The organism is Massilia sp. CT11-108 (assembly GCF_047302915.1).
Classification (GTDB): Bacteria; Pseudomonadota; Gammaproteobacteria; order Burkholderiales; family Burkholderiaceae_D; genus Telluria; species Telluria orientalis.
This window is the reverse complement of sequence record NZ_JBKYMO010001419.1, coordinates 1-309: the sequence shown is the minus strand read 5'-3', so window position 1 is coordinate 309 and position 309 is coordinate 1. Positions and strand designations below refer to the sequence as shown.

At 68.9% G+C, this 309-nt stretch carries 1 protein-coding gene; it reads right to left on the bottom strand.

Annotation, left to right across the window (positions count from 1 at the left end):
* A partial coding sequence (locus tag ACEN88_RS35090) for a PhaM family polyhydroxyalkanoate granule multifunctional regulatory protein (protein WP_413347038.1) occupies positions 1-309 on the bottom strand: 309 nt, incomplete at both ends.

Sequence of the window (309 nt, the reverse complement as noted above, 5' to 3'; positions counted from 1 at the left end):
AGCCGGCGCCTTGGGTGCATCCGTCTTCGCGGCCGGCGTTGCCGGCTTGGCAGCGGCGCCCGCCTGGCCCGGCGCCCCGAAGAAGGGCGAGAACGGCATGGAGGCCATCTTTTCCGCGCTGACGCCGGACTGGCGCATCGCTTCGGCCATCGAGGCACCCATCGTCTTCAGCGTCATCAGCGTGCCGCGCTGCACTTCGAGGGCCTGGATGGTCCCGCGCAGCATGGACAGGTTCAGGTTCAGCCAGGACTCGACCGCCTTGAGGTCGGCGATGCGCTTGTCCAGGTCTTCGGTCGACATCGGCGGTGC